This window comes from Stenotrophomonas sp. RIT-551, from assembly GCF_026241915.1.
Taxonomy (GTDB): Bacteria; Pseudomonadota; Gammaproteobacteria; order Xanthomonadales; family Xanthomonadaceae; genus Stenotrophomonas; species Stenotrophomonas bentonitica_A.
Genome location: NZ_JAPJIU010000012.1, coordinates 61,207 through 88,194, shown reverse-complemented (window position 1 = coordinate 88,194; position 26,988 = coordinate 61,207). Strand labels below are relative to the sequence as shown.

Sequence of the window (26,988 nt, the reverse complement as noted above, 5' to 3'; positions counted from 1 at the left end):
GATTTGATGATGACCACCTCGCCGCTGTTGCCACTGACCGCCGCTGACCTCCCGCCGCTCGCTCCCGAGCTGGTGCTGGTCGGCAGTGCGTTCGCCCTGTTGATGCTTGATCTTTTCATCAGTGAGAAGAACAAGATCTGGACCCACCTGTTCTCGATCGCTGCGCTGGCGGTCGTGTTCTTCATGCTCGCCACCGGAATGGGCGGGCAGGGCGAGGTCTTCCACGGCATGTTCGTCCGCGACAACGCGGCCGACGTGATGAAGACCGTGATCGTGCTGTGCAGCGGCCTGACCCTGATCTACGGCTGGAGCTACCTGCGCGAGCGCAAGCTGTACCAAGGTGAGATCCCGGTGCTGATCCTGTTCGCCACCGCAGGCATGATGATCCTGGTCTCGGCCGGCAGCCTGCTGATGGTCTACCTGGGCCTGGAACTGCTGGCGCTGTGCTCGTACGCACTGGTCGCCAGCAACCGTGAGAACGGTCTGGCCTCGGAAGCGGCGATGAAGTACATCGTGCTCGGTTCGCTGGCCTCGGGCCTGCTGCTGTACGGCATGTCGCTGATCTACGGCGCCACCGGCTCGCTGCATCTGGATGCGATCAACGCTGCCATTCCGCACACCGAAGAGAAGATGCTGCTGCTGACCGGCGCGGTGTTCATGATCGCCGGCGTGGCCTTCAAGCTGGGTGCCGCCCCGTTCCACATGTGGCTGCCCGACGTGTACCAGGGTGCCCCGGCACCGGTCGCGCTGTTCATCAGCTCGGCCCCGAAGCTGGCCGCGTTCGGCATGGCCTACCGCCTGCTGGAGATGGGCGTGGGCCCGCTGGCCGACGAGTGGAAGTACCTCATTGGTGGGCTGGCCGCACTGTCGCTGGTAATCGGCAACCTGATGGCGATCGCGCAGACCAACCTCAAGCGCATGCTGGCCTTCTCGACCGTCTCGCACATCGGCTTCCTGCTGATGGGCATGGCCGGTGGTGGCGAGCGTGGCTACTCGGCGGCGCTGTTCTACGCCCTGAGCTACGCGATCATGTCCACGGCCGCGTTCGGCGCGATCATCGCGCTGTCGCGCAACGGCTTTGAAGCGGAGAAGATCGAAGACTTCAAGGGCCTCAATGCCCGCAACCCGTGGATGGCCGGCCTGGTGCTGTGCATCATGGCGTCGCTGGCAGGCATCCCGCCGTTCCTGGGCTTCTGGACCAAGCTGGCCGTCCTCGGCGCGGCGATCCAGGGCGACATGCTGTGGCTGGCCATGGTCGGCGTGATCTGCGCCGTGATCGGCTGCTTCTACTACCTGCGCGTCATCAAGGTCATGTACTTCGATGAGCCGGTGGGCGAGCCGCTGCCGGCCAACAACGACCGCGTGCTGGGCGTGGTGCTGGGCGTGAACGCGCTGGCGCTGCTGGCCCTGGGCGTGGCGTGGAACCCGATCATGGTGTGGTGCCAGCAGGCATTTGCACAAATTTCGTAAAAAACGATACAAACGTGCGCAACTCGTGTAATATTCATCTCCTGAGTTGTTGATGCAGCGGTTTCGCCAGAAGATCGTTGCTAGGAAGTCCCCCGGGCCTTCCGCACTCATCCGCTTCTGCTGCGGGGTGGAGCAGTCTGGCAGCTCGTCGGGCTCATAACCCGAAGGTCGCAGGTTCAAATCCTGCCCCCGCTACCATATAGCTCCGGTGCAAACCGGAGGCAGTGGACGAATCAAGCGATACCGGAGACGGTGTCGCTTTTTTCGTTCCAGGCCCGGTAGAGCCGACCGTTGGTCGGCTGCTCTCCTGGGCAGGGGAGGAAACCGTCCCCCGGCTGCCGTTCCTCGGTGCGAGGTATTCGTTTCAACATGGGGTTGCACGGGGATGAAAACTCCCTTACAATTCCGCTTCTGCTGCGGGGTGGAGCAGTCTGGCAGCTCGTCGGGCTCATAACCCGAAGGTCGCAGGTTCAAATCCTGCCCCCGCTACCACAGAAAATCTGCAGTGCAGATGCAGTAGACGAAAAGGCGATCTCGGCAACGAGGTCGCTTTTTTCGTTGGGTCACGGCGCCTTCTTCGGACCTGCCCGCGCCGCTGCCCACGACGAAGGTTACACAGCCGCTTGGCTGTTCAGCTTTTCGAACAGGGACGCCAGAGGCCACCCCAACCATTGCACCAGCGCGGTGCAACGGCTATCATCAGTGGCTTAGCGGACTGTCTATTCCTATCCCCTCAAGGGATATGAACAGGCCCCGCGACCGGCTTCCAGGAACGGCAACCTGTACCCAGGCCGCCGTGACCCCCCGGAACGCTGGGCTCGCAGATTCGCACCACGTGCGCATCTGCACCGGAATCCAGCATGACCGGAGTTGTACCGGACAGGGGCCCAACGGGCCCTTTGTTGTTTCCGGAAGGTGGTCCAAGCCATGGACCAGACCGTATTTCTTTTCAACGAATCAAGGCCGACTGTGAGCGACAAGGCAACCGAAATCGCGAATCTGCTCGCCCCCACCGTTCAGTCGCTGGGTCTCGAGCTGCTGGGCGTGGAATATCTGACCGCCCCGGGTGGTGCCACGCTGCGCCTGTACATCGACGTGCCGCTGGCCGAACAGCCCGAGCGCATCGTCAACATCGACGATTGCGAGCGCGTCAGCCGCGAAGTGTCCGCCCAGCTGGACGTCGAAGACCCGATCACGGCGAACTACACGCTGGAAGTGTCTTCGCCGGGCGTGGACCGCCCGCTGTTCACCGGTGAGCAGTTCCAGCGCGCCATCGGCGAATCGGCCAAGGTGACGCTCAGCCTGCCGCAGGACGGCCGCCGCCGTCTGCAGGGCGAGATTCTCGCCGTGGATATCGAACAGGGCACGGTGACCTTCAAGGTCGACAATGCTCCGTTCACCGCCGACATCGAAAACATCGACAAGGCACGCATCATGCCGGACTGGGCCGCCCTCGGCCTGGCTCCGACCAAACCGACTGGCCCGGCACCCAAACAGGGTGGCAAGGCGAACAAGAAACCATCCAACGAGCCGGCGGCCAAAAAGCCGCGCGCGGAGTGAGCCAATGAGCAAGGAACTTTTGCTGGTAGTGGATGCGGTCGCCAACGAAAAAGGCGTCCCGCGCGAAGTCATCTTCGATGCCATCGAGGCAGCGTTGGCTTCGGCTGCCAAAAAGCGTTACCCGGAAGAAGAAGTGCTGGCCCGTGTGTCGATCGACCACAAGGACGGCAACTACGAAACCTTCCGCCGCTGGGAAGTGGTGGCCGATGACGTGGTCATGGAGTCTCCGGACCGCCAGATCCGTCTGATGGACGCCATCGATGAAGCCGACGGCGTGGAAGTCGGCGATTTCATCGAAGAGCAGATCGAAAACCCGGACTTCGGCCGTATCGCCGCACAGGCCGCCAAGCAGGTGATCGTCCAGCGCGTGCGCGAGGCCGAGCGTCAGCAGGTGGTCGATGCGTGGAAGGATCGCGTTGGCGAACTGGTCACCGGTGTGGTCAAGCGCGCCGAGCGCGGCAACATCTATGTGGACCTGGGCGGCAACGCCGAGGCCTTCATTCCGAAGGACAAGGGCATTCCGCGCGACGTGCTGCGCGCTGGCGACCGCGTGCGCGGTTACCTGGCCGAAGTCCGTTCGGAACCGCGTGGACCGCAGCTGTTCATCAGCCGCGCCGCCCCGGAATTCATGATCGAACTGTTCAAGCTCGAAGTGCCGGAAGTCGGCCAGGGCCTGGTCGAGATCAAGGCCTGCGCACGTGATCCGGGCGACCGCGCCAAGATCGCCGTGCTGGCCCACGATTCGCGTACCGATCCGATCGGTGCGTGCATCGGCATGCGCGGTTCGCGCGTGCAGGCCGTGTCCAACGAGCTCAACGGCGAGCGCGTGGACATCGTGCTGTGGAACGAGAACCCCGCCAACTTCGTCATCAATGCGATGGCGCCGGCGGAAGTGCAGTCGATCATCGTCGATGAAGAAAAGCACTCGATGGACCTGGCCGTGGCGGAAGAGCGCCTGGCCCAGGCGATCGGCAAGGGCGGCCAGAACGTCCGTCTTGCCAGCCGCCTGACCGGTTGGCAGCTCAATGTGATGACCCAGGACCAGGTGACCGCCAAGTCCGAGGCAGAGCAGGGCGTTGCCCGCCAGCTGTTCATGGACAAGCTGGAAGTGGATGAAGAAATCGCCGCCATCCTGGTGACCGAAGGCTTCAACACCGTGGAAGAAATCGCCTACGTCCCGGTCGGCGAACTGCTGGCCGTGGAAGGCTTCGACGAAGACATCGTCGAAGAGCTGCGTGCCCGTGCCCGCGATGCGCTGCTCAACGAAGCGCTGGCGGTGGAAGAAGGTCTGGAAGACGGCTCGCCGTCGGAAGACCTGCTCGCCCTGGAAGGCATGGACGAGGCAACCGCCTACGCCCTGGCCGGTCACGGCGTGCGTACCAGTGAGGACCTGTCGGACCTGGCCGCCGACGAGATCCTCGAGTTCGGCATCGAGGACATGGACCAGGAGCGCGCCGCCGCCCTGATCCTTGCCGCCCGAGCCGAGGAGATCGCCCGCCTGGAGCGCGGCGAATGAGCCAGCGATGAACAGTGCCCTGACCCGCTCAGGGCTTAGACTCCGCGCTGCCTTCGCACGTTTCGAGGGAGCGCCAACCAGATCATAGGATCCGAATGTCGCAGCAAACCACCATCCGCAAGCTTGCCGAACTGGTCAATACCCCGGTCGATAAACTGCTCGTACAACTTGCCGAAGCCGGCATGAAGTTCAGCGGTCCCGACCAGGTCGTGACCAGTACCGAGAAGGTGAAGCTCCTGGGCTTCCTTCGTCGCTCGCACGGCAAGACCGAGCAGCCCGTCGAGAGCACCGACGAAGCCGCCAAGAAGATCACCCTGAACCGTCGCAAGTTGCAGGAAGTGACCGTCAGTGCCGGCCGCAGCAAGACCACCGTCAACGTGGAAGTGCGCCAGAAGCGTACCTACATGAAGGACGCCAGCGGCAAGCCGATGACCGCGGATGAGGAGCGCGCCGACATCCTGCGCAAGCTGGAGGAATCCCGCCAGCGCAATCTGGACGAGCAGCGCGCACTGGCCGAGAAGGACCGTGCGCGCGATGAAGAGATCGCCCGCAAGCGTCAGGAAGAAATCGACGCCAAGGAACGTGCCGAAGCCGAGCGCAAGGCGGCTGAAGCCGCTGCCGAAGCGGCCAAGAACGCACCGCCGGCCCCGGCCCCGGTTGCCGCCAAGCCGGCTGCTGCCGATGCACCGGCGCGCAATGCGCGCCCGGCGGCACCGTCGGCTGCCCGTCCGGCGCCGCGTTCGGACGATCGCAACTCGAACAACAACAACCGTCCGGGCGCCAAGCGCGACGACGATGGTGGCAACCGCTTTGCCGGTCAGCTGCATCTGTCGGCCGCCGATCGTGCCCGCCGCGGCAACAACAGCAACTCGCGCGGTCGTCCGACCGGGCGCGTGCAGCACGGCAGCCGCCGTGACAGCAACCAGTCGCGCAGTGGCGGTGGTGCCCATGGCTTCGAACGTCCGGTCGCTCCGATCGTGCGTGACGTCACCATCGGCGACACCATCACCGTCGCCGATCTGGCCCAGAAGCTGGCCGTCAAGGGCGGCGATGTGGTCAAGGCGCTGTTCAAGATGGGCGTCATGGCGACCATCACCCAGACCATCGACCACGACACCGCCGCGCTGGTGACCGAAGAACTCGGCCACAACGTGATCCGTGCCAACACCAACGACGCCGAAGACGCGCTGCTGGCGCTGGCCGGTGGCAACCAGGGCGAGCCGGTGGCACGTCCGCCGGTGGTCACCATCATGGGCCACGTCGATCACGGCAAGACCTCGCTGCTGGATTACATCCGCCGCACCAAGGTCGCCACGGGCGAAGCCGGTGGCATCACCCAGCACATCGGTGCGTACCACGTTGAAACGCCGAAGGGCGTGATCAGCTTCCTGGATACCCCGGGCCACGCGGCGTTTACGTCCATGCGTGCCCGCGGTGCCAAGCTGACCGACATCGTGGTGCTGGTGGTGGCGGCCGATGACGGCGTCATGCCGCAGACCAAGGAAGCCATCCAGCACGCCCGTTCGGCGGGTGTGCCGCTGATCGTGGCGATCAACAAGATCGACAAGTCCGGCGCCGATCCGATGCGCGTCAAGAACGAGCTGCTCACCGAGCAGGTCGTGTCCGAAGACTTCGGTGGCGATACCCAGATGGTCGAGATCTCGGCCAAGGCTGGCCTGGGCATCGACGACCTGCTGGACGCGATCTCGATCCAGGCCGAACTGCTGGAGCTGAAGGCCGTGGCCGACGGCCGCGCCAGCGGCGTGGTCATCGAGTCCTCGCTGGACAAGGGCCGTGGCCCGATCGCCACCGTGCTGGTGCAGCAGGGTTCGCTGAAGAAGGGCGATTACCTGGTCTGCGGTATCCAGTACGGCCGCGTGCGCGCCCTGTTCGACGAAACCGGCGCACAGCCCGACCAGGCTGGCCCGTCGATTCCGGTGCAGGTGCTGGGTCTGTCCGGCGTGCCGGATGCCGGCGATGACTTCGTCGTGGTCGAAGACGAGCGTCTGGCCAAGGACGTCGCGCAGCAGCGCGAAACCAAGCGCCGTGAATCGCGCCTGGTGCAGTCCGCTGGCAGCCGCATGGAAGACATCATGGCGACCCTGGGCAAGGGCGATGGCCAGCAGGTGCTGAACCTGGTGATCAAGGCCGACGTGCAGGGTTCGGTGCAGGCGCTGAGCCAGGCACTGGTCGCGCTGTCCAACGACGACATCCGCATCAACGTGATCCACTCCGGCGTGGGCGGCATCACCGAATCGGACGCCAACTCGGCGGTTGCCTCCAAGGCCACCGTCATCGGCTTCAACGTGCGTGCCGACGCCTCCGCGCGTCGCATCATCGAGTCCAACGGTGTGGACCTGCGTTACTTCTCGATCATCTATGACGTGATCGATCAGGTGAAGCAGGTGGCCTCCGGTCTGCTCGGCGTGGAAATCCGCGAAGAGATCATCGGTATCGCCCAGGTCCGCGATGTGTTCCGCAGCTCGAAGTTCGGTGCCGTCGCAGGCTGCATGATCATCGAAGGTACGGTGAAGCGCAGCAAGCCGATCCGCGTCCTGCGCGACAGCGTCGTGGTCTTCGAAGGCGAGCTGGAATCGCTGCGTCGCTTCAAGGAGAACGTCGAGGAAGTCCGCAACGGTACCGAATGCGGTATCGGCGTGAAGGCTTACAACGACGTCAAGCCGGGTGACCAGATCGAGTGCTTCGAGCGTATCGAAGTGCCGCGCACCCTGTAATGTTCCAGGCCGGACCGCATCACGCGGTCCGGCTTTTTCGCTTTCGCATCACCCTTCAAGACGAGTCCGCCTACCGTGCCAAAGACCTTCCATCGAACCGACCGTGTTTCCGCCCAGATCCGCCGTGAACTGGGAACACTCGTGCACAACGCAGTGCGTGAACACGGCCTGCCTTCGGTGAGCGTCTCCGACGTGGAAATCACCCGTGACATGGCACATGCCAAGATCTTCGTCACGGCGCTGATGCCCGAACGTTCGGTGGAAGCGATGAAGGGCCTGAAGGAACTGGCCTGGGGCCTGCGCATGGAGCTGGCGCGTGCGATGAAGCTGCGTCACGTGCCCGAGCTGCACTTCCACTACGATGATTCGGTGGATCGCGGCGAGCGCATCGACAACATCCTGCGCGATCTGCCCGATACGCTGGCGGCAGAGAAGAGCCGGCAGGGCGATGACGACGGTGGCGACGATGCTGCCGACGAAGGCGAAAAGAACGCCTGATGGACCAACAGCCCGCAAGGGCTGTTGTCTTATGGGGCGGGGCCTGTCGCAGTGCGACCGCTCCGCCGGAGGCCGGATTGACCGGCAGCGCCACACGGCGCCGATTTGAATTGAATGCATGGCACCCCGAATTTCGTTCCGTCGCCTGGATGGCATCCTGCTGCTCGACAAGCCGACCGGCATGAGCTCCAACGCAGCCTTGCAGGTGGCACGCCGTCTGTACCGCGCCGAGAAGGGCGGCCACACCGGCAGCCTGGATCCGCTGGCGACTGGCCTGCTGCCACTGTGCTTTGGTGAAGCTACCAAGATCGCCGGTCTGCTGCTGGGCTCGGCCAAAGCCTATGACGCCGAGGTGGTGCTGGGCCAGACCACCGATACCGATGATTCCGATGGCGCGGTACTGCGCGAGCGGCCGGTGCCGGCCATCAGCGCGGCCGAACTGGAGGCGGCGCTGGCACCGCTGCGCGGTCGCATCCGCCAGCGCGCGCCGATCTACTCCGCGCTCAAGCAGGGCGGCGAGCCGCTGTATCTGAAGGCGCGCCGCGGTGAGGCCATCGAGGCCCCCGAACGCGACGTGGAGGTCCACGCCCTGGAGGTGCTGGACCAGCAGCCGACCCGTCTGTCGCTGCGGGTGACCTGCGGTTCAGGCACCTACATCCGCAGCCTGGCCCGCGATCTGGGCGAGACCCTGGGCTGCGGCGCCCATATCGCCGGCCTGCGCCGGCTGTGGGTGGATCCCTTCCGTGAGGCGCCGATGGTCACCCTGGAGACCCTGCGCGGCCTGGCCGAGCAGGGCGATGAGGCCGGCATGGAGGCCCTGCTGCTGCCGCTGGACGCGGGTCTGGCGCATTACTCCCGGGTTACGCTGAACGAGGAGCAGACCCCTCGCTTCCGCGTGGGCCAGCGCATCCGCGATGCTGGCTGGCCGCAGGGTGGGGTGGTCGTGTTCGGGCCGGGCGAGGCGATCCAGGGCCTGGGGCAGGTCGACGAGACCGGTCTGCTGGCCCCGCAGCGCCTGTTCAACCTCTGACCGGCCCCGGCCGGGCACCACCCCGGTCCTTGTCCCGGACGGCCGCTGACGTTACAATTTCGCGGCCTTTTCAGGCTTCCCGCGTTCTGCGGGTTCATCCTTTCGTTAACGGCGAGTCGCGCGGTACGTCAACCGGACGTTTCTGCGGGCCACGCATCCAAGAGAAAACTGATATGTCGATCGACACCCAGAAGGTCATTGAAGAAAACAAGCGCAGCGCGGCTGACACCGGCTCCCCGGAAGTCCAGGTCGCCCTGCTGACCGCCCGCATCGAACTGCTGACCGGCCACTTCAAGACCCACAAGAAGGATCACCACAGCCGTCGTGGTCTGCTGCAGATGGTCAACCGTCGCCGCAGCCTGCTCGACTACCTGAAGAAGAAAGACGCTCCGCGTTACAAGGCCCTGATCGAAAAGCTCGGCCTGCGTCGCTAAGCACGAACCCCCACCGCGGCGCAGGAATGCGCCGCGGTTTTGTTTTGGTAGTACCGCAATAAACGCCTGGGCCGGACAACCGGTCACCCGTCGGCGGCAAGGGTCGCCCGCGGTCCATTGAAGAAAGCATCATCCAAGGAAACCCCCGTGGCAAAAATCACCAAAACCTTCCAGTACGGCAAGCACACCGTCACGCTTGAAACCGGCGAAATCGCCCGTCAGGCAGGTGGCGCCGTCATCGTCAAGTTCGACGACACCGTGCTGCTGGTCTCCGCCGTTGCCGCCAAGAGCGCGCGTGAGGGCCAGGACTTCTTCCCCCTGACCTGTGACTACCAGGAGAAGTTCTACGCCGGTGGCCGTATCCCGGGTGGCTTCTTCAAGCGCGAAGGCCGCGCGACCGAAAAAGAGACGCTGATTTCGCGCCTGATCGATCGCCCGATCCGTCCGCTGTTCCCGGAAGACTACAAGAACGAAGTTCAGATCATCGCCACGGTGATGTCGCTGAACCCGGACATCGATGGTGACATCGCTGCCCTGATCGGCGCCTCGGCCGCGCTGTCGCTGGCCGGCACCCCGTTCAAGGGTCCGATCGCCGCCGCCAAGGTGGGTTACAAGAACGGTGAGTACATCCTCAACCCGACCGTGACCGAACTGAAGGATTCGGAGCTGGAGCTGGTTGTCGCCGGTACCGCCAACGCCGTGCTGATGGTGGAATCCGAAGCCGCGCTGCTGTCCGAAGACGTGATGCTGGGCGCTGTGACCTTCGGTCATCGCGAAATGCAGAAGGTCATCAACGCGATCAACGAGCTGACCGTGGAAGCCGGCACCAAGCCGTCGACCTGGGAAGCCCCGGCCAAGAACACCGCGCTGATCAGCGCCCTGCAGGAAGCCATCGGCCCGCGCCTGGGCGAAGCCTTCCAGGTGCGCGACAAGCTGCAGCGCCGTGACGCCATCTCGGCGATCAAGAAGGACGTGACCGAGTCGCTGGCAGGCCGCGTGGCCGCTGACGGCTGGAACCCGGCCGAACTGTCGAAGGAATTCGGCGAGCTGGAATACAGCACCATGCGCAACTCGGTGCTCGACACCAAGGTCCGCATCGACGGCCGTGCGCTGGACACCGTCCGCCCGATCTCGGTGAAGACCGGCATCCTGCCGCGTACCCACGGTTCCTCGCTGTTCACCCGCGGTGAAACGCAGGCCATCGTGACCATCACCCTGGGCACCGCCCGTGATGGCCAGGTCATCGATGCCGTTGCCGGTGAGTACAAGGAAAACTTCCTCTTCCATTACAACTTCCCCCCCTACTCGGTGGGTGAGACCGGCCGCATGATGGGCCCGAAGCGTCGCGAAATCGGCCACGGCCGCCTCGCCAAGCGCGGCGTGCTGGCAGTGATGCCGTCGCTGGAAGCCTTCCCGTACACCATCCGCGTGGTGTCGGAAATCACCGAATCCAACGGCTCCTCGTCGATGGCCTCGGTCTGCGGTTCCTCGCTGGCCCTGATGGACGCCGGCGTGCCGGTCAAGTCGCCGGTGGCCGGTATCGCCATGGGTCTGGTCAAGGAAGGCGATCGCTTCGTCGTCCTGTCCGACATCCTGGGTGACGAAGATCACCTGGGCGACATGGACTTCAAGGTGGCCGGTACTGCTGAGGGCATCTCCGCCCTGCAGATGGACATCAAGATCGAAGGCATCACCGAAGAGATCATGAAGCAGGCACTGCAGCAGGCCAAGGCTGGCCGTCTGCACATCCTGGGTGAAATGGCCCACGGCCTGACCGCCCCGCGCGAAGAGCTGTCGGACTACGCGCCGCGCCTGCTGACCATCAAGATCCACCCGGACAAGATCCGCGAAGTGATCGGCAAGGGTGGTTCCACCATCCAGGCCATCACCAAGGAAACCGGCACCCAGATCGACATCCAGGATGACGGCACCATCGTCATCGCCTCGGTCAACGCCATCGCTGCGCAGGCTGCCAAGGCCCGCATCGAGCAGATCACCTCGGACGTCGAGCCGGGCCGCATCTACGAAGGCAAGGTCGCCAAGATCATGGACTTCGGTGCGTTCGTCACGATCCTGCCGGGCAAGGACGGTCTGGTCCACGTGTCGCAGATCTCCAGCGACCGCGTCGAGAAGGTCGGCGACGTGCTGAAGGAAGGCGATGTGGTCAAGGTCAAGGTCCTGGAAGTCGACAAGCAGGGCCGTATCCGCCTGTCGATGAAGGCCGTCGAAGAAGGCGAAGGCGCCGCTGCCGCCGAGTGATCGGCCCACGCCGATCGGTCGGCAGGTGAGGACCGTTGGTCCTCACGCTTCCCGGTCGGTAGGTGAGGACCGTTGGTCCTCACGCTTTCGCAGACAAGAAAAAGCGGGCTTCGGCCCGCTTTTTTTGTGCCCGCATGTCCAACCAACAGCGCCGGTTCGCGGTGGAGTGCCATGCTATGCCACGCATGGCTGCCGTTGGGTGGGGCGCATTACGCCAGATAGCGCGATACCTCGATCAGATTCCGGTCCGGATCGCGGAAATACACCGACAGGATCGGTCCGGTCGCACCCGTCCGCTGGACCGGTCCTTCTTCGACGGTCACGCCCTGCGCCTGCAGGTGCGCCAGGATCTCGTCCATGGTCGCGTAGGTGATCAGGCACAGGTCCGCCGAGCCCGGTGTCGGCCGTTCGGCCTTGGGGTCGAATTCGTTGCCGTGCGCATGCAGGTTGATCTTCTGCAGGCCGAAGCGCAGCGCCTTGCGCCCCTCGCCGAAGGTATCCACCTCCATGCCCAGCACGCGGTGGTAGAACTCACAGGTCGCGGCGACATCCGCCACGGTCAGGACCAGATGGTCCAATCGGTCGATATGCAGGTCGGTCATCGGTGTCACGCAGCAGGCAGTCACTATCGCTGAACTGTAAAACCGATGACGCAAGGCGGGGGTGAACACCTGTCGCCGTCAGGCATACAGGCAGGCAGGCATACGTGCGGGCGGGCGGCGCGGCAGAGCGGGACAGACCGCGCGGTCGTCCGCTGCGGGCGGCGACTTCGAGTGACGCGTCCGTGGCGCGTACCGGGTGTTGCCGCACGGCCTGTGGACAGCCGCCAGGCCTGCGTGGGTCAGCCGTCAGTGTCCGCTGGACGGATTCACAGGACATCACCGCGCAAAGCGCCCGCGCACCACAGCACGCTGCTAACGTGGCTTCGCCTTCGCCCCGGGAGATGCCATGTTCCGTCCAACCGTCGCTGTCCTGGCCGTTCTGATCGCCAGCGTGATGCCACAGGCCGCCTCTGCCACGGAGTCGTTGCCCAAGGTGATCGGCGCGTACTACCCGGGGGGTTCGGCGGACCGCTACCCGGTGGAGACCATTCCGGCCGATACGCTCACCCATCTGTTCTATGCGTTCGCCACCATCGACCAAGGTCAATGCGCGGTCGCGCCGCAGGCCGATGCACATTTCAGGGCACTGGCCGCGCTCAAGCGTGCGCATCCGACGCTGCACACCCTGATCTCGATCGGCGGCTGGAACGCGGGCGGGTTCTCCGATGCGGCGCTGACCGCGGAAAGCCGCGAACGCTTCGTGGCCTCCTGCGTGGCGATGTTCTTCGAGCGCCATCGCGGCAGCTTCGATGGCGTGGACATCGACTGGGAGTTCCCGGTATATGGCGGCCCGACCCACATCACCGACCGCCCGGAAGATCGCCGCAACATGACCCTGCTGGTGCGCGAGTTCCGCCGCCAGCTCGATGCGCTGGACAAGAAAGACGGCCAGCACCGGCTGGTCACCGCCGCGCTGCCCGCCGGCCGCGTGCAGACCGATGGTCCGTATGATCCGGCCCGCAGCTATGAACTCAAGGAGCTCGGCCGCACGCTCGATTTCATCAACCTGATGAGCTACGACATGGGCACCGGCTTCTCGGCGGTGTCCACCTTCAACGCGCCGCTGCACGCGGTGCCGGAAGATCCGCTGGCGCCGGAACTGAAACGCTGGAACAGCGTGGCCGGCGCGGTGGCCTACTACGAGCAGCACGGTGTGCCGAAAGACAAGCTGGTGCTGGGTGTGCCGTTCTACGGCCGTGGCTTCCAGCTGGAGGGCGATGCCAACCAGGGCCTCTACCAGCACTACAGCGCGCCGCATCCGGCCGGCGACTGGCGGCAGATCCAGGCCAGCATGCTCGGCCAGCCCGGCTGGGAGCGGCACTGGCACCCGGTCGCGCAGACGCCGTGGTTGTACAACGCCACCGGGAAGCTCTTCGTCAGCTATGAGGATCCCACCTCGATCGGTCTGCGCGCCAGCTTCGCCAAGGACAGCGGTCTGCGCGGCGTCTTCATGTGGGAGCTGACCGGTGACGACGCGCAGGGCAGCCTGCTCAAGGCCATGGTGGCGCCGTTCCGGGTACCTGCGAAGTAAGTGCGCCGAACGCCGCCGCCACGCACGCGGCGTGCCCTATGCTTGCCGCCATGGAGACTGTCCGCCTGCTGGATCTGCACATCGACCGCCCTGCCCAGCAGGTGCGGCGAGGGGATCAGGTATTGCCGGTCGGCGGGCTGAGTTGGCGGCTGCTGGACTGCCTTCTGGCCCACGGCAACGCCGTCGTCGATTTCGACACGCTCGCCGATCAGGTCTGGGCACCGGCGGTGGTCGGCGAGGATGCGATCAGCCAGCGGGTGAAGCTGCTCCGGCAGGCGCTGGGCGATGACGGTCGCCGGCCGCGCTACATCCGCTCGGTCCGTGGCCGTGGCTACCAGTTGTGCGCCTCGCCGCAGCCGGTGATACGTGATGCCGTTGCCAGCGCCAGCACGGAGGGCGCTCCCGTCGCACCCGGCGCGCGCGCACCCGCACGGTGGGTCTGGCTGGCTGGGGTAACGGTCGCCGCTGCTGCCGTCGTGTTCACCTTGGTACGTCCCGCCAGCGCACCGGCGTCGCCAGCGGAGGCGGTCCTGCAGCGCGCCGCCTATTACGCGGGTATCGGCCAGGCCAGCAACAACGAACGGGCGATCGCGTTGTACCGCCAGGCGCTGCAGATCGACCCTGAATCGCTTATCGCACGGCGTGGACTCGCCCGGGCGCTGGCGGCCGATGCCTGCTTGTTCAACGGCGCGCGCGAGCGTGCGCAGGAGGCGCTGGTGTTGAGCAGCCAGTTGGTGCTCAAGGCGCCGGAAGATGCCGCCGGCTGGGCCGCACGCGGCTATGCCCACGACTGCCTCGGTGCGATGTCGCGCGCCATGGCGGACTACCGGCAGGCACTGCGGCGCGACCCGGGTGACGAGCGCACGCGCGCATCGCTGGCCTATCTGCAGCAGGAAAAAGGCGACCTCGCGCAGGCCCTGCAGGACAACCTGTCGCTGCGCGCGCCCGAGCGGGTTCGGTTCCGCGACGTGCAGCTCGCACGCGAGCTTGAGCTGTTGGGGTTCACCGATGCGGCCGCTCGACGGCACGCGCACAACTTCCAGCTCTATCCGGACAATGTCTTCGCCAACATCGCCTGGCCGCACAGCCTGTTGGCAATGGGGGAGTCGGCCAAGGCACAGCAGGCGCTGGATCAGGCACTGGCTCGCGGGACGCCACATCCGCAGTTGCTGCGCCTGCAGGGCGAGATGCTGCTGTTGAGCGAGAACCGGAAGGGCGCCGCCGGAGCCTTCGAGCAGAGCCGGGCATTGCGCCCGCAGCAGTCGATGGGGCAGACCCTGGCCGGCCTCTATGGCGATCCGGCGCCTGCCCCGACCTGGATCGCCGAGCGCCTGCAGATGCTGGAAGGGCAAGGCGATGATGGCTGGTCCGACACCGCACTGGAGCGTGCGATGTTGCTGCAGGCCCAGGGTGATGAGGCCGCTGCGCTGGTGGCCCTGCATCACGCGGTGAACGCTGGCTTCCGCGACGCGGCGTGGTTGCGCGCCACCCCTTTGTTTGCGCCGCTGCACGGTGCGGCCGGCTGGCAGGAACTGCTCGACACGATCGAGACAGACATATCCGCCCAGCGCGCCCGGGTGTTGGCCGCCCCATGGCGGCCAACAGACCTCGATGGCCTCAGCGCAGCGCGGGCAGCAGGAACTCGGTAAGGATGCGGCGCGACTGCGGGTGGGCGTAGCTGCGGTTGTAAGCCTGGCTGGTGATCACCGCGACCAGCTTCTTGCCGGGCATCACGAACACGTAGTTGCCGCCGTTGCCGGACATCGACCAGACCGTGGTCTGGTGCCCATCGACCGGAAGCTTCAGCCCCCACCACTGATAGCCGTAGTCGCTGCCATCACCGGTGGTGGCCTGGGCGCTGACCATCGCGCGGACATAGCGGGCCGGGATCAGCTGCTTGCCCTGCCAGCGCCCCTCGGCGAGCACCAGCTCGCCCAGCCGGGCGAGGTCCCGGCTGCGGTAGCGCGTCCCGCCGCCGCCCATGCCGATGCCTTCCGGGGAGCGGTTCCATCTGCTCGTCGTGATCCCCAGCGGTCGTTCCAGCGCCTGCGCGGCATAGTCGGCCAAGGGCTGCTTGGTGGCCTGTTCCAGTACCGCGCCGAGCACGAAGGAATTGGCCGTGCAGTAGGCATGCGCGCGACCGTGCGGGCTGTCTTCCGGGCGCGTCATCCACGGTGCGAAGCCCTTGACCGGCAGCGACAGCACGAAGTCCAGCCAGTGCTCGGTCACGTACATGCGTTCCTCGTGGCCGGCCGAGAACGCGTTTTCGTCATCACATTCCCACAGCGTGCTCATGGTGAGCAGGTCTTCCACGGTGGTGGCGCGCAGTCGCGGGTCGACCGGATGGTGGGCCGTGAACGCCGGGAAGTAGTCGTACACGCGGGCCTGCACGCCGGGCAGGGAACCGTCGCCGATGGCGGCGCCGACCAGCATGGCGGTGACGCTCTTGCTGGCCGAGCGCACGTCGTTGAGGGTGTCCGCCGAGCCGCCGTTGAAGTAGCCCTCGTACGCCACCTGGCCGTCCACCAGCAGCACGATGCTGGTGACCTGCTTGATGTCCTGGGTGGCGATCGCCGACTCCAGCGCGGTGATCCGGGCTGCGTCCAACTGGGTGGGCCCGGCCAGTGCGGTCGGTGGCAGGGCCACCGCCAGGGCGAAGATCAGCGCGGCGGAAAAACGGGGGCGGCAGGGGTGCATGGGCAAGGCTCCTCGAGATGAGGGCCGACTACGCCATGGGGCGGTCTGAAGTGCTGGAAACCCGGCTGAAGAATTCTGAAGGCCCGCCGCCGCAAGCCTTCGAGGCGATCAGCGCGGTGCACTCCAGACGCTGTTCGGATCACCATGCCGTGCCCGGCGCAGGCTCGCACGCGCCAGGGTGGCAAAACCAAAGGCCAGTGCCAGCGCCACCGCGTCCACCCAGAACAGCGGCCAGTAGCCCCGTGCCGCGCTCGCCCACGGCCAGAAGCCGGTCAGGGCGCCATGCATTACCGCTACCAGCGCGGTGCTGATCGCGGCCGCCCACAGCAGCTCACGGGCCGCCTGGTCGGGGCGACGCAGCGCCGCCCACAGGGCGCAGACGCCCCAGGTGACGAAACAGATCCAGCGGATGCCGTGGTCCACCGCCTGCGGCGCGACCTGCTCCAGGATCTGTGCGCCGACGAAGCTGGCCGAGATCGCCACGCACAACCCGATGCATACCCCCACTGTCGCGCGGGCCATGTTGATCTGCGCGCGACCTTGTTCGACCTGGCGTCGCTTGCGCCGCGATTCGATCCACAGCAGGTTGCCGGAGTAGAACAGGAAGGCGCCGCCCAGGCCGAGCAGGAAGTACAGCCACACCACCACGCCATTGCCGAATTCACCGAAATGCAGCGCATAGGCGGCACTCAGGGTGGCGTGGTTGGCATCGCGCTGGCCAGGCAACTGGCTGCTCAGCAGGCGGCCGCTGGCCGCATCCAGGCCGACCGCGCCGAGCGGCCCCAGGGTGCCGCCGGATTCGCCGGTGATCTCGATCGTGGCGTTGGCATCGCCGGCATGGGCGAGCTTGAGGAAGGCCGGCTCGAAATCAGCCACGCCCTGCGCCCGGGCCACCTCGATGGCGCGGGCATGCAGCATGCGCAGGTTGGTGTCATCGCCTGGCTGGCCGCTGGGCTCGCGTACCGGCGCGGTGTCCATCGCTGCCGGCACCGCCTGCAGCAACTTGCCGTCGAAGATCAGCGGATTGAGCGCCGCCATCTGCAGGAAGACCAGGCAGAGCAGTGCGCCGGTCACCGCGAACATCAGGTGGAAGGGCAGGCTGAGTACGCCGATCACGTTGTGCGCGTCCTGCCACATCTGCTTGAGGTTGCGGCCCGGGCGCAGCGCGAACAGATCGCCCAGCAGTCTGGGCAGGTGGATGACCAGCCCGCTGAGCAGGGCCACGCCATACAGCAGGCTGACGATGCCCATCAGGTAGGTGCCCGCGACCGGCAGGCCGAGGCTGTAATGCAGTTCGTTGACCAGCTCCGCCAGCCCGGTCTGCGGCGGCGTGACACTGCCGTCGTAATGGTCCAGCCACGCGTACAGCCAGGTGCCCTTGGCGTCCTGCCAATACGCGATCGGCTGCGGGTGATCGCCACCGGGGAAGGTCATGCCGACGTGGGCGCGCGCGGCCGGGTGGCGTTCGAGCACGCCATCGAGCAGGCGTTGCGCGTCGTCCAGGCTCGCGGCCGGCGTGTCCACCGCATGCGGGGTCTGCCACAGCGGCAGATCGTGGTGGAACAGGGTCAGCGCGCCGGCGTAGAACGCGACGAACAGCGCGAAGCCGGCGACCAGGCCGACCCACGTGTGCACGGTGGTGAAGGTACGCAGGGTCTGGGAACTGAACTTCATCGCATCGCTCTCATTGCACCGCGCCGGTCAGGCGCAGCAGCCACAGCAGGCCGAACCCGGCCACGGCGGTGGCACTCATCACGGCCCACGCCCGCAGCCCGGTGCGGAAGCTGAAGGCCCAGATCGCAGCCAGCATCCACAGCGGGATGAACGCGATCAGGCTGGGTACCAGCGCGTTCTGCCACGGCCCCGGTGGCAGCCAGGCGATCAGCCCGGTCGCCGCGGCGGCCACGAAGAACCCCGCCAGGACGCCGGCGCCGGCCCGTGCCCACATCAGCGTGTCACCTGCGCCGGGCGATGCCAGGCGGCGAGCAGGGGCAGCGCGATCGCCACCAGCATCCAGCTGCACAGCATCACCACCACGCCGGTGGCGATGCCCAGATTGGCGATCCACAGCCAGAGCGCCGCCACCGCGGCGACCAGGCTGATCTGCCGGCCCAGGCGGCCGGCCCGGCGCAGGCGCGGCCAGCGGCAGTGCGGCGAGGCGGCATACAGCGCCAGCGCCGAGAACGCCGAGCCGGCCAGCGCCAGGCTGCAGAAGCCAAGCGAGGTCAGGGCGACCGTGATCATCGGGTGGCCGCCAGCGCACGCGGCAGGGCGCGGCGGGCCGGGAAGGAAGCGGGGCAGGGCATGGGGGAATCCAATCGGCAACCCTGTCCTGGTCAGGACAGTAACCCGCGCATGGTAATCATTGCCGTTTATGGGCGCCACACGTACACATTCAGGCGCCTGGGCAGGGGCATGCCGGCGCGCGGCGGCGCATTCATCGGCAGATTGGTTTAAGATCAGGGCATCTCTATCGAGGCAACAAGGTGGCCCGCGCCCTGCGCCGGTCTAGCGTGTGACATGAGCACTACCACCGCCCACCGCTGAACGCCCCCGACGGCCCCTGACGCAGGCGCCTTCGTGGCGCTTTTTTATTGCCTCGCCCCCGGATTCTCCAGGCCCCCTGCGGGCCACCAGACCAAAGCACTCTCATGATCGCGATCACGCTCCCCGACGGCAGCCGCCGTGAATTCGAACATCCCGTCAGTGTCATGGACGTCGCCCAGTCGATCGGCGCCGGCCTGGCCAAGGCCACCATCGCCGGTTCGGTGGATGGCGTGCTGGTCGATGCCAGTGATGTCATCGACCACGATGCCAGCCTGCGCATCATCACCGCCAAGGACGAGGAGGGCGTGGAGATCATCCGCCACTCCGCCGCCCATCTGGTCGGCCATGCGGTCAAGCAGCTGTACCCGGACGTCAAGATGGTGATCGGCCCGGTCATCGCCGAAGGCTTCTACTACGACATCTACTCCGAGCGTCCGTTCACGCCCGAAGACATGGCCGCCATCGAAAAGCGCATGGGCGAGCTGATCGCGCAGGACTACGACGTGATCAAGAAGGTCACTCCGCGTGCCGAGGTCATCGAGATCTTCAAGGCCCGTGGCGAGGACTACAAGCTGCGCCTGATCGAGGACATGTCGCCTGACATCCAGGCGATGGGCATGTACTACCACCAGGAATACGTGGACATGTGCCGCGGCCCGCACGTGCCCAACACGCGCTTCCTGAAGGCCTTCAAGCTGACCCGCATTTCCGGCGCCTATTGGCGCGGCGATGCGCAGAACGAGCAGCTGCAGCGCGTCTATGGCACCGCCTGGGCCGACAAGAAGCAGCTCGATGCGTACATCAAGCGCATCGAAGAGGCGGAGATGCGCGACCACCGTCGCATCGGCAAGCAGCAGGACCTGTTCCACCTGCAGGAAGAGGCCCCGGGCCTTGTGTTCTGGCACCCGAAGGGCTGGGCGCTGTGGCAGGTGGTCGAGCAGTACATGCGCAAGGTGTACCGCAATACCGGCTACGGCGAAGTGCGCTGCCCGCAGATCCTGGACGTATCGCTGTGGCAGAAGTCCGGCCATTGGGACAACTACCAGGACGCGATGTTCTTCACCGAGTCGGAGAAGCGCACCTACGCGCTCAAGCCGATGAACTGCCCGGGCCACGTGCAGGTGTTCAACCAGGGGCTGCACAGCTACCGCGATCTGCCGATCCGCTACGGTGAGTTTGGTGCCTGCCACCGCAACGAGCCCTCCGGCGCGCTGCACGGCATCCTGCGCGTGCGTGGCTTTACCCAGGACGACGGCCACGTGTTCTGCACCGAAGACCAGGTCGAGGCGGAAGTGACCGCGTTCCACCAGCAGGCGTTGGCGGTGTACCAGCACTTCGGCTTCGAGGAGATCCAGGTCAAGATCGCGCTGCGCCCCGAATCGCGCCTGGGCGATGACAGCACGTGGGACAAGGCGGAGGGCGCATTGCGCTCGGCACTGTCCAGCTGCGGGGTGGAATGGCAGGAGCTGCCGGGCGAGGGCGCCTTCTACGGCCCGAAGATCGAGTACCACCTCAAGGATGCCATCGGCCGTACCTGGCAGCTGGGCACGATGCAGGTCGACTTCATGATGCCTGGCCGCCTTGGCGCCGAGTATGTGGACGAAAACAGCCAGAAGAAGCACCCGGTCATGCTGCACCGCGCGATCGTCGGTTCCATGGAGCGTTTCCTGGGCATCCTGATCGAGCACCATGCCGGCCAGTTCCCGGCTTGGCTGGCCCCGACCCAGGTGGTGGTGGCCAATATCACCGACGCTCAGGCTGAATACGTCAGTGAAGTCAGGAAAACCCTTGCAGATCAAGGGTTCCGCGTGAACGCCGATTTGCGCAACGAGAAGATCGGATATAAGATTCGCGAGCATACGCTGCAGCGGGTCCCGTACCTGCTGGTGGTTGGCGACCGTGAGAAGGAAAATGGCGCCGTGGCCGTGCGTACGCGCTCTGGCGAAGATCTGGGCAGCATGTCCGTCCAGGCCTTCATCGAGCGGTTGCAGGCAGAACAGTCCGTGTAAGAAAGTCCCGGCCCTGCGGATGCTCCGCGATGGGCCGGTTTGATTCCTCTGGGAGATTGCAATATCAGTACCCCTGACAACAAACAGAACCGCAAGAATCAGGAAATCCGGGTGCCGCGCGTCCGCGTGATCGGCAGCGACGGAGAAATGATTGGTGTGTTGACGCGTGACGAAGCGCTGTCGATGGCCGAAGACGAAGGTCTGGACCTGGTCGAGATTCAGCCGCAGGCTGATCCGCCGGTGTGCAAGATCATGGACTTCGGCAAGTTCAAGTTCGAAGCGCAGAAGAAGGCCAACGAGGCCAAGAAGAAGACCAAGCAGGTCGAGATCAAGGAAGTGAAGTTCCGCCCGGTCACCGATGAAGGTGATTACCAGATCAAGCTGCGCAAGATGCGCGGGTTCCTGGAAGAGGGCGACAAGATCAAGGTCAACATCCGCTTCCGTGGCCGTGAAATGAGCCATCAGGAACTGGGTCGCGAGATGGCCAGCCGGATCGAAGGTGATCTGGGCGAAGACATCGTGATCGAGTCCCGTCCGCGCCTTGAAGGCCGGCAGATGGTGATGATGATCGCGCCGAAGAAGAAGTAACCGGCCATCGGGCCTGGCCCGAACCGGCGGGAGGTAGAGCCGACCGTCGGTCGGCTGCCCGGCTCCGGCCGCACCTCTTCGTGCACCACGCAGCGGGCGCCCATCGGCGCCTTCTGTCGTTTCCCGCGCGCGGCCTGGCGTCACGCCCGGGCTCGCGCCCGTTCCGTTCAGGTTCGGCCGCGCCGCGGTAAACACCCGCCCAATCAAGCGTTTGCAACTGTCCGTATACACGGGCATAATGGGCGGCCCCGTTTTGCGGGGGTGCTGTTTTGAACGGTTTCCCCCCCCACAAAGGCACGCTGTTCCAACGGCAAACAGGACCGGCCTGGTTCCCATCGGGGATCCCGGGCTTACAAGCAGGCAAGGGCACGGACGGAAAGTGTGGCAATGCCACCGCCCTGGTCAGTGACAAAACATCATCAAGGACATAGCAATGCCCAAGATCAAGACCAACCGGGCGGCGGCCAAGCGTTTCCGCAAGACCGCCTCCGGCAAGTTCAAGGCTGGCCACGCCAACCGCAGCCACATCCTCACGAAGAAGTCGACCAAGCGGAAGCGCAATCTGCGTCAGACGAACCATGTTCGTGCAGAAGACGCAGGCCGTTTGAACCGTATGCTTCCCTACCTCTGAGGACTGACCCATGGCACGAGTAAAGCGTGGCGTACAGGCGCGTCGCCGCCACAAGAAAATTCTGACCCTGGCGAAGGGTTATTACAACGCTCGCCGCAAGGTCTTCCGCGTTGCCAAGCAGGCCGTGATCAAGGCACAGCAGTACGCCTACATCGGCCGTAAGCAGAAGAAGCGCAATTTCCGTTCGCTGTGGATCACCCGCATCAACGCGGCTGCCCGCATCAACGGCCTGAGCTACAGCCGTTTCATGAACGGCCTGCTCAAGTCCGGCATCACCCTGGACCGTAAGGTTCTGGCTGACATCGCCGTGCACGACGCAGCTGGTTTTGCTGCACTGGCCGAAAAGGCCAAGGGCGCACTGGCGGCATAAGTCCATTCCCCTGCCGTTGCCGTTCACGCGCAACGGCTGTGGGTAAGGCAAATGCATGGGGAAGGGCGCAAGTCCTTCCCCATTCTTTTTTGTGTTGGCGGTGGCCCTCCCGGTGCCATCGATCGACAGCGCTGGCGACGGGGGTCGGCCCGACGCGCATCGCGATGGCATACCGACGCGAGGCTCCGGCTATCCATGAGTGACATCCAATCCCTGACCACGCAGGCACTGGCCGACGTGGCCGCTGCCCAGAGCCCCGACGCGCTGGAAGCCCTGCGCGTGGCCCTGCTGGGCAAGAACGGCAGCATCACCGCCCAGCTCAAGCAGCTCGGTGGCCTGCCGGCCGATGAGCGCAAAGCCGCCGGCGAAGCCATCAACCGTGCCCGTGACGCGCTGACCAGCGCGCTGGGTGATCGCAAGACCGTGCTGGAAGACGCTGCGCTGGACGCGCGCCTGGCCGCCGAAGCGATCGACATCACCCTGCCGGGCCGTCGCGAAGAGCGCGGTGGCCTGCACCCGGTGACCCGTACCCTGGAGCGCATCACCGAGATCTTCGGCCGCCTGGGTTACGAGCTCTCCGAAGGCCCGGAAATCGAAGATGACTGGCACAACTTCGAAGCGCTGAACTTCCCGCCGCACCACCCGGCGCGCGCGATGCACGACACTTTCTATTTCGGCGATGGCCGCCTGCTGCGCACGCATACCTCCGGTGTGCAGGTGCGCTACATGGGCGAGCACGCTCCGCCGCTGCGCATGATCGCGGCCGGCAAGGTGTACCGCAGCGACAGCGACCAGACCCATTCGCCGATGTTCCACCAGGTCGAAGGCCTGCTGGTCGACGAGCACTCCACGTTCGCCGATCTGAAGGGCACGCTGTCCGAGTTCGTGCGCGCGTTCTTCGAGCGCGATTTCGAGATGCGTTTCCGTCCCAGCTACTTCCCCTTCGTCGAACCCGGCGCGGAAGTGGACATCGCCTGGCAGCAGCCTGACGGCAGCACCCGCTGGCTGGAAGTGCTTGGCTGCGGCATGGTCCACCCGAACGTGCTGCGCAGCGTCGGCATCGATCCGGAGCGCTACACCGGCTTCGCCTTCGGCCTGGGCGTGGAGCGCTTTGCGATGCTGCGTTACGGCGTCAACGACCTGCGCGCGTTCTTCGAAAACGACGTGCGGTTCCTGAAGCAGTTCGCGTAACAGCGGAACCGCCGGGCAGCCCCCGGCGCGACGTCGCACCACCATTCATCACCGCCCAGGCGCCTGCGCCGGGTCCACCAGGGTGACACCATGAAATTTTCTGAAAACTGGCTGCGCAGCCACGTCCCGACCACCGTCTCGCGCGATGAACTCAGCGCGGTGCTGACCGCGATCGGTCTGGAAGTGGAAGAGGTCGATGCGCTGGGCGATGGCCTGCAGCATGTGGTCGTGGCGAAGATCATTTCCGCCGAACGCCATCCCGAAGCCGACCGCCTGCAGATCTGCCAGGTCGATGCGGGGCAGGGCGAGCACCTGCAGATCGTGTGCGGTGCGCCGAACGCGCGCCCGGGCCTGGTCGCACCGCTGGCAATGGTAGGCGCGCAGATCGGCGAGCTGAAGATCAAGCCGGCCAAGCTGCGCGGCGTGGAATCCAACGGCATGCTGTGCTCGGCCAAGGAGCTGGGCCTGGACACCGATGCGTCCGGCCTGTTCGAACTGCCCGACGATGCCCCCGTTGGCCAGACCCTGGTCGAGTACCTCGGCCTGCCCGACGCCAGCATCGAGATCAAGCTGACCCCGAACCGCGCCGACTGCTTCAGCATCCGCGGCATCGCCTTCGACGTGGCCGCTGCGTGCGCCAGTGAAGTGGTGCCGTTCGACGCTGCGCCGGTGGCCGCCGTGGGCACGCGTGAACTGTCCATCCAGCTGGATGCAGGCGCCGAAGCGCCGCGTTACGTTGGTCGCGTGATCGAGGGCGTCAACGCCCGTGCCGCGACCCCGCTGTGGATGGCCGAGCGCCTGCGCCGCAGTGGCGTGCGCCCGGTGTCGCTGCTGGTGGACGTTACCCAGTACGTCATGCTCGAGCTCGGCCAGCCGATGCATGCCTTCGATCTGGACACCCTGCAGGGCAGCATCGGCGTGCGTCGTTCGCGTGCCGGTGAGACCCTGAAGCTGCTCGATGGCCGCGACGCCGCGCTGGACGACAGCTTCCTGCTGGTCACCGATGCCGACCGCCCGATCGCGCTGGCCGGCCTGATGGGCGGCTTCGATACGCGCGTCACCGATGACACCACCAACGTGTTCCTGGAGGCCGCGCACTTCGCGCCCGCCGCGATCATGGGCCGTGGCCGCAAGCTGGGCCTGCACACCGATGCCGGCCACCGCTTCGAGCGTGGCGTCGACCCGGTGCTGCCGCGCGCGGCGATCGAGTACGCCACCCGCCTGATCCTGGACCTGGCTGGCGGCACGCCGGCGCCGGTCACCGAGGCCGTGCGCGACGCCGACCTGCCGGCGACCGCCACCATCGGCCTGCGCCGCGCCCGTATCGCGCGCGTGTTGGGCATCCAGATCGCCGATGCCGATGTGGAGCGCATCCTGCGTGCGCTGGGCATGGACGTGACCGCGACCGCCGATGGCTGGCAGGTCACCGCGCCGAGCCGCCGTTTCGATATCGCCATCGAAGAAGACCTGATCGAAGAGCTGGCCCGTATCCACGGCTATGAGCAGATCCCGACCACGTTGCCGGGCGGTGCCTCGCGCATCGCCATGCCGACCGAGACCCGCCTGGACGACCTGAGCGTGCGCCGCCAGCTGGTGGCCCGTGACCTGCAGGAAACCATCAATTACGCCTTCGTCGATGCCGCGCTGCTCGCACAGTGGCAGCTGAGCGAGGGTCTGGTCGCGCTGGCCAACCCGCTGTCGGCCGAACTGGCAGTGATGCGCCCCTCGCTGCTGCCGGGCCTGGTCGCCACCCTGGGCCGCAACGCCGCCCGCCAGCTGGGCCGCGTGCGCCTGTTCGAACTGGGGCGCGTGTTCCACCAGCAGGCTGGCGAGGGCCAGCCCGCGCCGCTGGAAACCCAGCGCGTGGCTGCCGCGATCTGTGGCGATGCCGACACCCAGCAATGGGGCCTGCCGACCCGCAAGGTCGACTTCCACGACCTCAAGGGTGACCTGGAATCGCTGGCCGCTGCCAGCGGCGCCGAGCTCGAGTTCAGGCCGTCGCAGCGTCCGTATGGCCACCCGGCACGCTCGGCCGAGGTCTACCGTGACGGCGTGAGCCTGGGCTGGATCGGCCAGATCCACCCGCGCCTGGCCAAGGCCATGGATATCGACGTGGACGTGGTCGCCTTCGAGCTGGACCTGGCCCCGCTGGCCGCCCGCGCCCTGCCGCGCGCCACCGAGCTGTCGCGCTTCCCGTCGATGCGCCGCGATCTGGCCTTCCTGGTGCCCGAGGCCGCCGCCTGGGCCGACCTGGAAGCCACCCTGCGCCGGGCCGCCGGCCCGCTGCTGCGCGAGGTCACGCTGTTCGACCGGTACGTCGGCCAGGGGGTCGAGCCGGGCTTCAAGAGTCTCGCTATGGGCTTGATTTTGCAGGACAAGTCGCGCACTCTGACGGACCGCGACGTGGATGCGGTGGTGGCCGAGGCGGTCTCTGCCATGGAGCGTGAACATCACGCCCGGATCCGCGGTTGAGCGGGAAGCATGGGGGATAGCAGGCAATGGCATTGACCAAGGCGGAGATGGCCGAGAAGCTGTTCGACGAAGTCGGTCTGAACAAGCGCGAAGCCAAGGAATTTGTCGACGCGTTCTTCGATGTGCTGCGTGAAGCATTGGAACAGGGACGTCAGGTGAAGCTGTCCGGCTTCGGGAATTTCGACCTGCGGCGCAAGAACCAGCGCCCGGGTCGCAACCCCAAGACCGGTGAGGAAATTCCGATTTCCGCTCGTACGGTGGTCACCTTCCGTCCGGGCCAGAAGCTCAAGGAAAGGGTAGAGGCATATGCTGGATCCGGGCAGTAACCGAGAACTTCCGCCGATACCGGCCAAGCGCTACTTCACCATCGGTGAGGTCAGCGAACTGTGCGACGTCAAGCCGCACGTGCTGCGCTACTGGGAAACCGAGTTCCCCAGCCTGGAGCCGGCCAAGCGCCGGGGCAATCGCCGCTACTACCAGCGCCACGACGTGCTGATGGTCCGCCAGATCCGCGGCCTGCTCTACGAGCAGGGCTACACCATCGGCGGCGCGCGCCTGCGCCTGGAAGGCGCCGATGCGCGCGAGGAATCGGCGCTGAGCAACCAGATCATCAAGCAGACGCGGATGGAACTGGAAGAAGTGCTTCAATTGCTGCGCCGCTGAACCATTTTTCACGCAAACCCGTTATACTCGTCGGCCCGCTGAGAGGCGGGGACATTGCCAGCATCATCGGGGCGTAGCGCAGCCTGGTAGCGCATCTGCCTGGGGGGCAGAGGGTCGTCGGTTCAAATCCGGCCGTCCCGACCAATGTTGGTGATTCGATCAAAGGCTTGTGCAGCGATGCGCAG

The 26,988-nt window shown here is 65.8% G+C and carries 23 protein-coding genes and 3 tRNA genes; 21 read left to right on the top strand and 5 right to left on the bottom strand.

Annotation, left to right across the window (positions count from 1 at the left end; translation table 11 throughout):
• Positions 1 to 9 precede the first annotated feature (9 nt).
• The 10 genes from nuoN (at position 10) to pnp (ending at position 11,502) form a co-directional block, all read left to right on the top strand.
• Positions 10 to 1,470 (top strand): NADH-quinone oxidoreductase subunit NuoN, encoded by a 1,461-nt coding sequence (gene nuoN, locus ORK51_RS14275; protein ID WP_266085313.1) that lies wholly within the window; start codon positions 10 to 12, stop codon positions 1,468 to 1,470.
• Positions 1,471 to 1,591: 121 nt separating this feature from the next.
• A tRNA-Met gene (locus ORK51_RS14270) sits at positions 1,592 to 1,668 on the top strand.
• Positions 1,669 to 1,885: 217 nt separating this feature from the next.
• Positions 1,886 to 1,962: transfer RNA gene (locus tag ORK51_RS14265), tRNA-Met, on the top strand.
• 477 nt (positions 1,963 to 2,439) lie between these two features.
• A complete protein-coding gene (gene rimP / locus ORK51_RS14260) occupies positions 2,440 to 3,030 on the top strand; it encodes a ribosome maturation factor RimP (RefSeq protein WP_019182689.1) in 591 nt (196 codons plus the stop codon).
• A 4-nt stretch (positions 3,031 to 3,034) separates the two neighbouring features.
• On the top strand, positions 3,035 to 4,546 hold the full coding sequence (nusA, locus tag ORK51_RS14255) for a transcription termination factor NusA (protein ID WP_019182690.1): 1,512 nt from the start codon (positions 3,035 to 3,037) through the stop codon (positions 4,544 to 4,546).
• 95 nt (positions 4,547 to 4,641) lie between these two features.
• The gene (gene infB, locus ORK51_RS14250; protein ID WP_070425586.1) at positions 4,642 to 7,281 is read left to right on the top strand and encodes a translation initiation factor IF-2; all 2,640 of its coding nucleotides are present in this window, start codon (positions 4,642 to 4,644) and stop codon (positions 7,279 to 7,281) included.
• A gap of 75 nt (positions 7,282 to 7,356) precedes the next feature.
• Positions 7,357 to 7,779 (top strand): 30S ribosome-binding factor RbfA, encoded by a 423-nt coding sequence (gene rbfA, locus ORK51_RS14245; RefSeq protein ID WP_019182692.1) that lies wholly within the window; start codon positions 7,357 to 7,359, stop codon positions 7,777 to 7,779.
• A 118-nt stretch (positions 7,780 to 7,897) separates the two neighbouring features.
• Complete coding sequence (truB, locus tag ORK51_RS14240; RefSeq protein WP_266085309.1) at positions 7,898 to 8,809, top strand: tRNA pseudouridine(55) synthase TruB; 912 nt, start codon at positions 7,898 to 7,900, stop codon at positions 8,807 to 8,809.
• Between the two features lie 173 nt (positions 8,810 to 8,982).
• Positions 8,983 to 9,243: a 30S ribosomal protein S15 gene (rpsO, locus tag ORK51_RS14235; RefSeq protein ID WP_019182694.1), complete on the top strand. Its 261-nt coding sequence runs from the start codon at positions 8,983 to 8,985 to the stop codon at positions 9,241 to 9,243.
• Between the two features lie 147 nt (positions 9,244 to 9,390).
• Positions 9,391 to 11,502 (top strand): polyribonucleotide nucleotidyltransferase, encoded by a 2,112-nt coding sequence (gene pnp, locus ORK51_RS14230; RefSeq protein ID WP_019182695.1) that lies wholly within the window; start codon positions 9,391 to 9,393, stop codon positions 11,500 to 11,502.
• 209 nt (positions 11,503 to 11,711) lie between these two features.
• Here pnp and ORK51_RS14225 read toward each other — a convergent pair whose 3' ends face one another.
• Positions 11,712 to 12,095 (bottom strand): VOC family protein, encoded by a 384-nt coding sequence (locus ORK51_RS14225; protein WP_216636719.1) that lies wholly within the window; start codon positions 12,093 to 12,095, stop codon positions 11,712 to 11,714.
• A gap of 355 nt (positions 12,096 to 12,450) precedes the next feature.
• On the opposite strand from ORK51_RS14225, the gene ORK51_RS14220 reads away from it, so the two are divergent.
• On the top strand, positions 12,451 to 13,635 hold the full coding sequence (locus tag ORK51_RS14220) for a glycoside hydrolase family 18 protein (protein WP_266085306.1): 1,185 nt from the start codon (positions 12,451 to 12,453) through the stop codon (positions 13,633 to 13,635).
• A 50-nt stretch (positions 13,636 to 13,685) separates the two neighbouring features.
• On the top strand, positions 13,686 to 15,284 hold the full coding sequence (locus ORK51_RS14215; protein WP_266085304.1) for a winged helix-turn-helix transcriptional regulator: 1,599 nt from the start codon (positions 13,686 to 13,688) through the stop codon (positions 15,282 to 15,284).
• On the opposite strand, the gene ORK51_RS14210 is transcribed toward ORK51_RS14215, so the two are convergent.
• From ORK51_RS14210 to ORK51_RS14195, 4 genes are all read right to left on the bottom strand, one after another.
• On the bottom strand, positions 15,253 to 16,332 hold the full coding sequence (locus tag ORK51_RS14210; protein ID WP_266085302.1) for a serine hydrolase domain-containing protein: 1,080 nt from the start codon (positions 16,330 to 16,332) through the stop codon (positions 15,253 to 15,255). The two genes, ORK51_RS14215 and ORK51_RS14210, sit on opposite strands and share 32 nt — an antisense overlap.
• A 108-nt stretch (positions 16,333 to 16,440) precedes the next feature.
• A complete protein-coding gene (locus ORK51_RS14205) occupies positions 16,441 to 18,006 on the bottom strand; it encodes a PepSY-associated TM helix domain-containing protein (protein WP_266085300.1) in 1,566 nt (521 codons plus the stop codon).
• Positions 18,007 to 18,016: 10 nt separating this feature from the next.
• Positions 18,017 to 18,280 (bottom strand): hypothetical protein, encoded by a 264-nt coding sequence (locus ORK51_RS14200; RefSeq protein ID WP_019182701.1) that lies wholly within the window; start codon positions 18,278 to 18,280, stop codon positions 18,017 to 18,019.
• Entirely contained in the window at positions 18,280 to 18,576 is a 297-nt protein-coding gene (locus tag ORK51_RS14195) for a hypothetical protein (protein ID WP_019182702.1), read from the bottom strand. The genes ORK51_RS14200 and ORK51_RS14195 overlap by 1 nt, the downstream gene beginning before the upstream one ends.
• A gap of 407 nt (positions 18,577 to 18,983) precedes the next feature.
• Here ORK51_RS14195 and thrS point away from each other — a divergent pair, with 407 nt between their 5' ends.
• From thrS to ORK51_RS14150, 9 genes are all read left to right on the top strand, one after another.
• Positions 18,984 to 20,888 carry a threonine--tRNA ligase gene (gene thrS / locus ORK51_RS14190; protein ID WP_070425580.1) on the top strand — a complete coding sequence of 635 codons (1,905 nt, stop codon included), beginning with the start codon at positions 18,984 to 18,986 and terminating at the stop codon, positions 20,886 to 20,888.
• A gap of 48 nt (positions 20,889 to 20,936) precedes the next feature.
• The gene (gene infC, locus ORK51_RS14185) at positions 20,937 to 21,476 is read left to right on the top strand and encodes a translation initiation factor IF-3 (RefSeq protein ID WP_172838068.1); all 540 of its coding nucleotides are present in this window, start codon (positions 20,937 to 20,939) and stop codon (positions 21,474 to 21,476) included.
• A 433-nt stretch (positions 21,477 to 21,909) separates the two neighbouring features.
• Complete coding sequence (rpmI, locus tag ORK51_RS14180) at positions 21,910 to 22,107, top strand: 50S ribosomal protein L35 (RefSeq protein ID WP_017355265.1); 198 nt, start codon at positions 21,910 to 21,912, stop codon at positions 22,105 to 22,107.
• Positions 22,108 to 22,117: 10 nt separating this feature from the next.
• Positions 22,118 to 22,477 carry a 50S ribosomal protein L20 gene (gene rplT, locus ORK51_RS14175; RefSeq protein WP_017355264.1) on the top strand — a complete coding sequence of 120 codons (360 nt, stop codon included), beginning with the start codon at positions 22,118 to 22,120 and terminating at the stop codon, positions 22,475 to 22,477.
• A 195-nt stretch (positions 22,478 to 22,672) separates the two neighbouring features.
• Entirely contained in the window at positions 22,673 to 23,668 is a 996-nt protein-coding gene (locus tag ORK51_RS14170; RefSeq protein WP_019182705.1) for a phenylalanine--tRNA ligase subunit alpha, read from the top strand.
• A 90-nt stretch (positions 23,669 to 23,758) separates the two neighbouring features.
• Positions 23,759 to 26,140, top strand: coding sequence for a phenylalanine--tRNA ligase subunit beta (pheT, locus tag ORK51_RS14165; RefSeq protein WP_266085294.1), 2,382 nt, complete (start codon positions 23,759 to 23,761; stop codon positions 26,138 to 26,140).
• Positions 26,141 to 26,166: 26 nt separating this feature from the next.
• Complete coding sequence (locus ORK51_RS14160) at positions 26,167 to 26,466, top strand: integration host factor subunit alpha (protein WP_005410432.1); 300 nt, start codon at positions 26,167 to 26,169, stop codon at positions 26,464 to 26,466.
• Positions 26,447 to 26,803, top strand: a complete 357-nt coding sequence (locus ORK51_RS14155; protein WP_019182707.1) for a MerR family transcriptional regulator — start codon at positions 26,447 to 26,449, stop codon at positions 26,801 to 26,803. The genes ORK51_RS14160 and ORK51_RS14155 overlap by 20 nt, the downstream gene beginning before the upstream one ends.
• 67 nt (positions 26,804 to 26,870) lie before the next feature.
• Positions 26,871 to 26,947 (top strand) — tRNA-Pro (locus tag ORK51_RS14150).
• Positions 26,948 to 26,988 lie beyond the last annotated feature (41 nt).

Bases quoted from the DNA above. Each gene is read 5' to 3' on its own strand.
- ORK51_RS14160 (WP_005410432.1), top strand. From the start codon at position 26,167: ATGGCATTGACCAAGGCGGAGATGGCCGAGAAGCTGTTCGACGAAGTC.
- ORK51_RS14205 (WP_266085300.1), bottom strand. From the start codon at position 18,006: ATGAAGTTCAGTTCCCAGACCCTGCGTACCTTCACCACCGTGCACACG.
- rpsO (WP_019182694.1), top strand. From the start codon at position 8,983: ATGTCGATCGACACCCAGAAGGTCATTGAAGAAAACAAGCGCAGCGCG.
- ORK51_RS14215 (WP_266085304.1), top strand. From the start codon at position 13,686: ATGGAGACTGTCCGCCTGCTGGATCTGCACATCGACCGCCCTGCCCAG.
- ORK51_RS14195 (WP_019182702.1), bottom strand. From the start codon at position 18,576: ATGATCACGGTCGCCCTGACCTCGCTTGGCTTCTGCAGCCTGGCGCTG.
- ORK51_RS14220 (WP_266085306.1), top strand. From the start codon at position 12,451: ATGTTCCGTCCAACCGTCGCTGTCCTGGCCGTTCTGATCGCCAGCGTG.
- truB (WP_266085309.1), top strand. From the start codon at position 7,898: ATGGCACCCCGAATTTCGTTCCGTCGCCTGGATGGCATCCTGCTGCTC.
- nuoN (WP_266085313.1), top strand. From the start codon at position 10: ATGACCACCTCGCCGCTGTTGCCACTGACCGCCGCTGACCTCCCGCCG.
- ORK51_RS14155 (WP_019182707.1), top strand. From the start codon at position 26,447: ATGCTGGATCCGGGCAGTAACCGAGAACTTCCGCCGATACCGGCCAAG.
- ORK51_RS14210 (WP_266085302.1), bottom strand. From the start codon at position 16,332: ATGCACCCCTGCCGCCCCCGTTTTTCCGCCGCGCTGATCTTCGCCCTG.
- ORK51_RS14200 (WP_019182701.1), bottom strand. From the start codon at position 18,280: ATGTGGGCACGGGCCGGCGCCGGCGTCCTGGCGGGGTTCTTCGTGGCC.
- thrS (WP_070425580.1), top strand. From the start codon at position 18,984: ATGATCGCGATCACGCTCCCCGACGGCAGCCGCCGTGAATTCGAACAT.
- infB (WP_070425586.1), top strand. From the start codon at position 4,642: ATGTCGCAGCAAACCACCATCCGCAAGCTTGCCGAACTGGTCAATACC.
- pheT (WP_266085294.1), top strand. From the start codon at position 23,759: ATGAAATTTTCTGAAAACTGGCTGCGCAGCCACGTCCCGACCACCGTC.
- ORK51_RS14170 (WP_019182705.1), top strand. From the start codon at position 22,673: ATGAGTGACATCCAATCCCTGACCACGCAGGCACTGGCCGACGTGGCC.
- rpmI (WP_017355265.1), top strand. From the start codon at position 21,910: ATGCCCAAGATCAAGACCAACCGGGCGGCGGCCAAGCGTTTCCGCAAG.
- rplT (WP_017355264.1), top strand. From the start codon at position 22,118: ATGGCACGAGTAAAGCGTGGCGTACAGGCGCGTCGCCGCCACAAGAAA.
- nusA (WP_019182690.1), top strand. From the start codon at position 3,035: ATGAGCAAGGAACTTTTGCTGGTAGTGGATGCGGTCGCCAACGAAAAA.